This is a genomic window from Microcystis sp. M_QC_C_20170808_M3Col, assembly GCF_007095505.1.
Lineage (GTDB): Bacteria > Cyanobacteriota > Cyanobacteriia > Cyanobacteriales > Microcystaceae > Microcystis.
Map to the genome: position 1 here is coordinate 1 of NZ_SFBY01000348.1, position 7906 is coordinate 7906.

The 7906-nt window shown below is 42.9% G+C and carries 6 protein-coding genes and 1 pseudogene; 6 read left to right on the forward strand and 1 reads right to left on the reverse strand.

Features of this window, described 5'->3' with window-relative positions; all coding sequences use genetic code 11:
- The 4 genes and pseudogenes from EWV84_RS15840 to EWV84_RS15855 form a co-directional block, all read left to right on the forward strand.
- Positions 1-102 (forward strand): annotated as a pseudogene (locus tag EWV84_RS15840) (zinc ribbon domain-containing protein); the annotation flags it as partial.
- Positions 103-200: 98 nt separating this feature from the next.
- Entirely contained in the window at positions 201-1700 is a 1500-nt protein-coding gene (locus tag EWV84_RS15845; RefSeq protein WP_287078774.1) for an SLBB domain-containing protein, read from the forward strand.
- 357 nt (positions 1701-2057) lie between these two features.
- A complete protein-coding gene (locus tag EWV84_RS15850) occupies positions 2058-3017 on the forward strand; it encodes an aldo/keto reductase (RefSeq protein ID WP_287078775.1) in 960 nt (319 codons plus the stop codon).
- A 110-nt stretch (positions 3018-3127) separates the two neighbouring features.
- Complete coding sequence (locus EWV84_RS15855) at positions 3128-3703, forward strand: Alr1449 family protein (protein ID WP_287078776.1); 576 nt, start codon at positions 3128-3130, stop codon at positions 3701-3703.
- Here EWV84_RS15855 and EWV84_RS15860 read toward each other — a convergent pair.
- Positions 3686-5329, reverse strand: coding sequence for a CocE/NonD family hydrolase (locus tag EWV84_RS15860; protein ID WP_287078777.1), 1644 nt, complete (start codon positions 5327-5329; stop codon positions 3686-3688). The genes EWV84_RS15855 and EWV84_RS15860 overlap by 18 nt on opposite strands.
- Positions 5330-5464: 135 nt before the next feature.
- On the opposite strand from EWV84_RS15860, the gene EWV84_RS15865 reads away from it, so the two are divergent.
- Together EWV84_RS15865 and EWV84_RS15870 are read left to right on the forward strand one after the other, a co-directional pair.
- Positions 5465-7159: an ABC-F family ATP-binding cassette domain-containing protein gene (locus EWV84_RS15865; RefSeq protein WP_287078778.1), complete on the forward strand. Its 1695-nt coding sequence runs from the start codon at positions 5465-5467 to the stop codon at positions 7157-7159.
- 50 nt (positions 7160-7209) lie between these two features.
- Positions 7210-7665 (forward strand): peroxiredoxin, encoded by a 456-nt coding sequence (locus tag EWV84_RS15870; RefSeq protein WP_287078779.1) that lies wholly within the window; start codon positions 7210-7212, stop codon positions 7663-7665.
- Positions 7666-7906 lie beyond the last annotated feature (241 nt).

Here is a 7906-nt window from a genome sequence, read left to right on the forward strand (position 1 = left end):
CTCTGGATTCTTAATGGAGACATTGAGAATCTAAGCTGTCTCGTTGAACAAGGAATTTCTAACAGCGATGGGTCAAGAATCCCCCGTCACAGCGTAGCTTGACGGTGGGAGTATGTCAAAGTTAGCGGTAACTCTCGATAGATGCGATATTACAGGGGTTTTCCCTAGGCGATCGACTATTTGTGTTACACTGATCGCCAATGTCAACGATAAAATTAATCCTATTGATCATGTTAAATAGCAGCCAATTACAGGATTTAATCAGTAAATCACTACGTTATCTATTAATTATCGGCACTATTGCCCCCCTAACTTCCTTAGAAGCCCGCCCAGTCCAAGCCACTCCTGCGAGTAGTCCTGCACCCGCTAAAGAAGCGATTGCTCCTATCCCCGCAGAAAGCAAAGAGTACACCCTAGGAGAAGGGGATAAAGTGCGCGTCACCCTCTACCAAGTCGCGGATTTAAGCGGCGATTTCCTCGTTTTAGCCGATGGAACCCTGACTTTACCTCTAATTGGTAGCGTCAAAGTGGAAGGAATGACCGTCACCGAAGCCGGCCAAACCCTCGCTAAACGTTACAGCACCTATCTCAAACGTCCCGTGGTTACTGTTAGCATTCTCACCCCGCGACCTCTGCAAATCGCCATCGCGGGGGAAGTTAATCGTCCGGGTACTTACACAATTAACCCCGAACAAAGCCAAAAAACGCCCCTATTGACCGAAATAATCCGGCAAGCGGGGGGAGTGACTACGGTGGCCGATATTGGTCAAGTTCAAATCCGACGCAACCTCAAGGGACAAGAACAGCTAATTCAAGCGAATCTCTGGCAATTAATCCAAAAAGGCGATAAAACCCAAGATATTAGCCTCAGAGATGGTGATAGCATCGTTATTCCCACCAAAACAACCCTTAGCGTCGGGGAAGTCAATCAATTAGCCGATGCCAATTTTGGACTAGATAGCGATCGAGAAATTAATGTTACTGTGGTGGGAGAAGTTTATCGTCCGGGGTCCCATCGCATTGTCCCCACTCCCAACAATAACAATAACAACAATAATGACCAAGATCGCGGCGGCACCAGGAAACCGGCCCGACTAACCCAAGCTATCCAACAAGCGGGAGGCATCAAACCTCTCGCTGATATCCGACAGGTACAAGTGCTGCGTTATACTCGTGACGGTTCCCAGCAGAAAATCCCCGTAGATCTCTGGAGTTTGCTCGATAAAGGTGATATGACCGGCGATATCTTTCTTCAAGAAGGGGATACGGTGATTATCCCCACTGCTACTGAAATCTCGGCCAAAGAATCGGAAACCCTAGCATCGGCCAGTTTTGCCCCTAAAACCATTAACGTGAAAGTGGTCGGGGAAGTGGCCAAACCGGGGACAATTGAAGTTCCTCCCAATACCCCTCTCAATCAGGCAATTTTAACCGCAGGAGACTTTGATAAGCGTCGGGCCAATCAGTCCACAGTGGAATTAATTCGTCTCAATCCTAACGGGACTGTCACCAAAACCTCAATTAACATCGATTTTTCCCAGGGTATCAACGAGAAAACTAACCCGATTCTCCGCAATAATGATGTGGTTGTGGTTCATCGTAGCGGTCTGGCCTCTGCTACCGACACCCTCGGCACGGTTTTAAGTCCCTTTACTGGTCTGACAGGCCTCTTCAACGGATTTTTTAATCTTTTCCGTTAAAAAAGTTTACCTTACCCCGATGTCATTAGCTAAGTAATCGAGCTAATAATAGATATAGAAACGGCAAAAAGTCGTGAGCAGTCACGGCTTTTCTGCTCAATAGACTCAGGAAAGAAAACTATGATTTTTCTCCTTACTCTAGCCCTAATCGCCCTGTCGATCAGCTATAATGTTCAAGGCGAAATAATTAGCCTCAGTACCCGCTTATTAGGTCTTTTTTGTGGCTTGTTAAGTTTGTTCTTTACACCCCTACCGGTAAAAGTTTTTATCCTTGTCACCTTAGTCCTCTTCAGCTGGGATTTTCAGCCCTAAACCCGACTGAAACCCTAAGCATACTTAACCTATCAAAAAACTGTTATGCAAAAACGCTATCTCGGTCAGACTAATATAGAAATTACTCCCCTTCTCGTGGGTACTTGGCAAGCAGGAAAAAAGATGTGGGCAGGTATTGAAGATGAGGAAAGTATTAAAGCAATTCGTGCCGCTTTTGAGGCAGGAATTACCACTGTAGATACAGCCGAAATCTACGGGGAAGGTCACTCAGAATTGATTGTCGCTCAAGCTTTAGCCGATGTGCGAGAACAGGTAATTTATGCCACAAAAGTTTTTGCTAATCACCTCAAATATGAGCAAGTTATCGCAGCTTGCCATCGCTCTTTAAAAAACCTCCAAACTGATTATATCGATCTTTATCAAATTCATTGGCCTAGTGGCTCATGGAACACGGAAATAGTGCCTATTTCTGAAACTATGGCCGCTCTTAATTATCTGAAAGCACAGGGAAAAATTCGAGCTATAGGGGTTTCCAATTTCTCCCGCTCTCAACTGGAAGAAGCTAGTCAATACGGCAGAATTGAGAGTATTCAACCTCCCTATTCTCTGTTTTGGCGCTCGGTAGAAAAGGAAATTATGCCCTATTGTATAGAGAATAATATTTCTATTCTGGCCTATTCTCCCCTTGCCCAAGGTTTATTAACAGGAAAATTTAGAACCGGTTATCAGTTGGCAGCGGAAGACCATAGAATTAAAAATAAACTCTTTCATGGCGAAAACTTTCCGAGGGTACAAGCGGCTTTAAATCAATTAGAACCGATTGCTGACCGCTATAATTGTTCCCTAGCTCAATTATCTCTTGCTTGGTTAATTAAGCAACCCCAAACTAATGCAATTGCTGGGGTAAGAAATGCTGCTCAAGCAGTTAATAACGCTCAAGCAATGACAATTAATTTAACCCCGGAAGACCTAAAATTAATTGATAATATTGGTAAACAGGTAACTGATTTCTTGGATGATAATCCCGTGCTGTGGGATTTCTAAAAATTATACAGCAGTTATCTTAAGGGTGAAGACAGAAGCTTTGGTTAATTCTTAGGAAAAAGCCTGTATAATGACAGCTATAGTCCGATTATTATCGCAGGATTATACCTATGGCTAAATCCAAAAAACACAATCTGCAATGGATCAAAGAAACCCTCGATTTAAATCCAGATCATAACTGGAAATCTAGTCCGGGTAACAGTATTTTTGTAGCTGGTCGCGGTGCAGTTCGCTTTGAAGTTCCGCAAAATTGGCATTTTGAACCCGATGATAATTCCTTTCGTTTTTTAGATAGAAAACCCCCCGATGATGATTGTCGTTTAGAGGTTTCCTATAATCTACTTCCCCCCGGAGATTGGAAAGAATTACCCCTGAAAGGAATGGTCAAAAAATTAGCTCGTGAAGATAGCCGCAATCCTCACGAAATCGGCGAAGTTATCCAAGAAAAACGCCAAACCGTACGCATTGTTTGGGTGCAAATTCAATTCATCGACCCCCAAGAAAATCGGCCAGCTTATTCGCGCATTGCCGTGGGCATTGGTTCCGGGGTTCAATGTTTAATTACTATGGATTATTGGGTCGATGATGCGGAAAAATTCACCCCCGTCTGGGATACGGTTATCTCCTCGCTGGTGTTAGGTTTATACATTCGCGATCCCCGCAGCGGTTTAGCTTTCCCCGACTAAAGGTAATAGCAATTTTGCGGGAAAATTTCCTTGACAAAAAACCTTAATTGTGATAGTAGAAAAATCGATCGCTCGACTCTGGTGGGGATAGCTGCCGGTCCCCGCATTGACGGGATGTGCGGGAAAGCAAGAGGCACTCAGACTTAAACGCAAGCTATGACCTTGAGGAATAGTGATAAAAGTGGCCTGCATAGCAATATTTAGGGGCGATTCGGGATTATTTACCCGTTTATAACCCTGAGTGATATTAAAAACTCGACCATCGGGGGTAACTTGAGAAACCACCGCACAGATATCGAAACTAACCGCATCTGCTTGACAATAACAATCCAGACGGGGACTACCCAAAATCGTTAAATCTTTCTCTAGGGGGGGAGAAGTGTAGGTAATCACATCACTGCGACAGTCTAGCATGGTGCGGTCGAATATTCCCCCCGGTAGGGCGCTATGACCTCCTAAAGATGGGACCGGTCGCCAAGGATCGTGAACGATGGTATCCTCGATCGCAGGTTCTAACAAAATCGCGCTTAATTTCCCCTCATCCTCGCGCAGATTGGCTAAACCTTGACTAGCAAGATAATAAATTTGCTGATTTTCTCTGGGAAACTTCTCCAGATATCGCCATTGATTAGACCCCATTTGAAATAGATACATAGGAGGATTTTTTAATAACTCCGTTTCCTGACCTTTTAAGAAATAATCAAACCATTGCAGCTGCATTTTATCCACGGGACTAATTGCCTCTTGACCATAATCTATCTCTCCTACTTTTCTACCCCAGGGTAGATGAGTCCAAGCACCAATAATTAGCTGTTGGGGATAGATAGAACGCGCTTGCATTTCTTGGTATAAACCCAAAGTTCCCCGGAGATGAGGATCGAACCAACCCCCGATATGTAACATCGGTAAATCGATATTTTTTAAAAGGTTTTGCGGGGATAAATTTTGCCAATAGTCATCGGGAAGATAACGAGTAATCCAATCGTGATAAAAAGAATCAGCAGCTAAATCTTGCAGAATTTGGGGAGAGGCAGCAATAGGATCAAAAAGGGGTAAATTTCGGGAAGCTACCCAGAGTTTTTGATAGGCAGTTTCGTCTCCTTTTAATCTAGCTGTTTCCGCTGCTAATTGTATTGCCCAAGCGAGATTATATTGGAAATTAAATGCTTCATTTTCATAGCCCCAATCTCGATATAAATCGTGAGCGATCATCCCTGGGCAAATAGTTTTTAAAGCAGCATGACCATTAGTAGCGGCGTATAATTGGGTCATTCCCTGATAGGAAAAACCATACATTCCCACCACACCCGTATTATTAGGAATAGTTAAAACCCATTCAATAGTTTCTAATCCGTCGCTAATTTCATGGGCAAATAAATTAAAATTTCCCGTCGAGTTTCCCCGTCCCCGGACATCCTGAATTACCACAATATAACCCTGACGTGCATACCAGCTAGGATGGGCATAAACCACCGTAGAAGCGATCGTTTTTCCGTAGGGTTGTCGCATTAGTAAAATGGGCAAAGATTCCCTACTATCGGGACGATAAATATCGGCAGCTAAACTAATTCCATCTCTGGTGATTAAACTAGCCGTTTCTTTTTTTATGGGGTAGGGATTAAGCATTATTATCTCTTTCAGATAAAAAATAGTGTCAGGTGGCTCAATCGAGAAAACTTGACAAAGACCAGATAAAGCTTAACTAAATGTTACAATAGAGGCGGACTGCCTCAACTGCCTAGGACTGGAGAAAAATCAGCGATGCTACGACTAGAGAGAATTAGTAAGATTTACCCGACGGGAGAAGTGTTAAAAGATGTCACTTGGGAAGTAAAAACTGGCGATCGCATCGGTTTGGTGGGAGTCAATGGGGCCGGAAAATCCACCCAGCTGAAAATTATTATGGGGGAAGTGGAACCCACCGCCGGGGAGATCATCCGTCCTACCAGTCTCCATATCGGCTATCTTACCCAAGAATTTGAAGTGGATCCCCGTCGGACGGTACGGGAGGAATTTTGGACGGTGTTTCAAGAAGCGAATCAAGTCCACCATCAACTAATAGAAATTCCCCAGCGCATGGAAAAAGCTGATCCCGAAGAATTAGATCGCTTAATTCATCAATTGGATCGCTTACAAAGACAATTTGAAGCGTTAGATGGTTACGGATTAGAAGCGCGCATCGAGAAAATTTTACCAGAAATGGGCTTTACTATTGATGACGGCGATCGCTTGGTAAGTTCCTTTAGTGGTGGTTGGCAAATGCGGATGAGTTTAGGCAAAATTCTCCTGCAAACTCCCGATATTTTACTCCTCGATGAACCGACTAACCATTTAGACTTAGAAACCATTGAATGGTTAGAAAAATTCCTCAAGGATTTAACTACTCCCATGGTCATAGTTTCCCACGACCGGGAATTTCTTGATCGTCTCTGTACCAAAATTGTCGAAACGGAAAGGGGAGTTTCTACCACTTATTTAGGTAATTATTCTGCCTACCTACAGCAAAAATACGAACAACAATCTGCTCAGTTAAGTGCCTACGAACGTCAGCAAAAAGAACTAGAAAAACAGCAAGCTTTCGTGGATCGGTTCCGTGCCAGTGCCACCCGCAGTACCCAAGCAAAAAGCCGGGAAAAACAATTAGAAAAGGTAGAAAAAATTGAAGCACCAATCGCCGATGTGCGTACCTTAAAATTCCAGTTTCCTCCAGCAGTGCGTAGTGGTCGGGAAGTGGTAACTATTAAAAATCTTGTTCACATTTACGATGATAAAATTCTCTTTTTCGGAGCAAATCTGGAAATAGAAAGGGGCGATCGAGTGGCTTTTTTAGGCCCAAATGGTGCAGGAAAATCCACGCTTTTACGTTTAATTGTTGGGTTAGAACCCCCCACAGAAGGCTCGATCGAAATCGGTAAACATAACGTTATTCCTAGTTATTTTGAGCAGAACCAAGCGGAAGCTTTAGACCTAACTAAAACTGTTTTAAATACCATTCATGATGAAGTTCCCGATTGGAAAGATGTGGAAGTTCGCAGTCTTTTAGGGCGATTTTTATTCAGCGGGGAAACGGTATTAAAAAAAGTAGAATCTTTGAGTGGTGGCGAAAAAGCGCGTCTTGCCTTAGCCAAAATGTTACTTGCTCCCGCTAACTTATTAATTCTCGATGAACCGACTAATCACCTCGATATTCCCGCCAAGGAAATGTTAGAATCGGCTTTAAAAGTTTATGAAGGCACGGTTTTAATTGTTTCCCATGATCGTTATTTTATCTCCCAGGTAGCTAACAAAATTGTCGAGATTCGGGAGGGCGAATTAATTGCCTACGCAGGAGATTATCACTATTATCTAGAAAAACTAGACGAAGAAAAACAAAAAGCCGAACAAAAACGCATTGAAGCAGAAAAAGCGGTCAAAGCTGCCGCTAAACGGGCTAAACAAAAGACCAAAAAAGGTTAGAATGTTAAAGTATCACCCTATCCACGATTATCTATTCATTAATTAATCTTATGGCAGCTATAAAAGTAGGCGATCGAGTTCCCAATTTTTCTCTCCCTTCCCAAACAGGGACAACGGTTAATGTCAGCGATTTAATCGGTAAAAAATCCCTGGTAATTTATTTCTATCCCAAAGATGACACTCCGGGTTGTACCGCAGAATCCTGCGCTTTCCGCGATAGTTACGAAGTGTTTACCGATGCGGGTGCGGAAGTTATTGGTATTAGTGCCGATAGTCCCCAATCTCATCAACAATTTGCCCAAAAATATAATCTTCCCTTCACCCTTTTAAGTGATAGCGATAACCGAGTCCGGAAATTATTCGGTGTTCCCTCTACCTTATTCGTCCTCCCCGGACGAGTTACCTATATCATTGATCAAGAGGGAATCGTCAGACATATTTTTGATTCTATGTTAGATTTTAAAGCTCACGTTACCGAATCTTTGAACACAATTAAATCTTTTTAGGTTGATGATTATGCAAGAAATTAAGACATCTATCCCATAATTGGGACAGTTCTGACTTAAAAATAAAATTAATGGTGTGTTAATTTTGACTAACACACCCTCAATCTGGCTTCTATCTCTAAATTTATCGAAAATTTGGGTTAAAACCCCGTCCTTTTAGGACGGCTTTAAGCTACAATGGAAAAAGCGATAACCAAGCTAAAAACTGAACCTTGACAACAGATAGTAAGGGGTTTCGTTC

Coding starts and splice junctions, on each gene's coding strand:
- EWV84_RS15850 (WP_287078775.1), top strand. CDS start 2,058: ATGCAAAAACGCTATCTCGGTCAGACTAATATAGAAATTACTCCCCTT.
- EWV84_RS15855 (WP_287078776.1), top strand. CDS start 3,128: ATGGCTAAATCCAAAAAACACAATCTGCAATGGATCAAAGAAACCCTC.
- EWV84_RS15845 (WP_287078774.1), top strand. CDS start 201: ATGTCAACGATAAAATTAATCCTATTGATCATGTTAAATAGCAGCCAA.
- EWV84_RS15870 (WP_287078779.1), top strand. CDS start 7,210: ATGGCAGCTATAAAAGTAGGCGATCGAGTTCCCAATTTTTCTCTCCCT.
- EWV84_RS15860 (WP_287078777.1), bottom strand. CDS start 5,329: ATGCTTAATCCCTACCCCATAAAAAAAGAAACGGCTAGTTTAATCACC.
- EWV84_RS15865 (WP_287078778.1), top strand. CDS start 5,465: ATGCTACGACTAGAGAGAATTAGTAAGATTTACCCGACGGGAGAAGTG.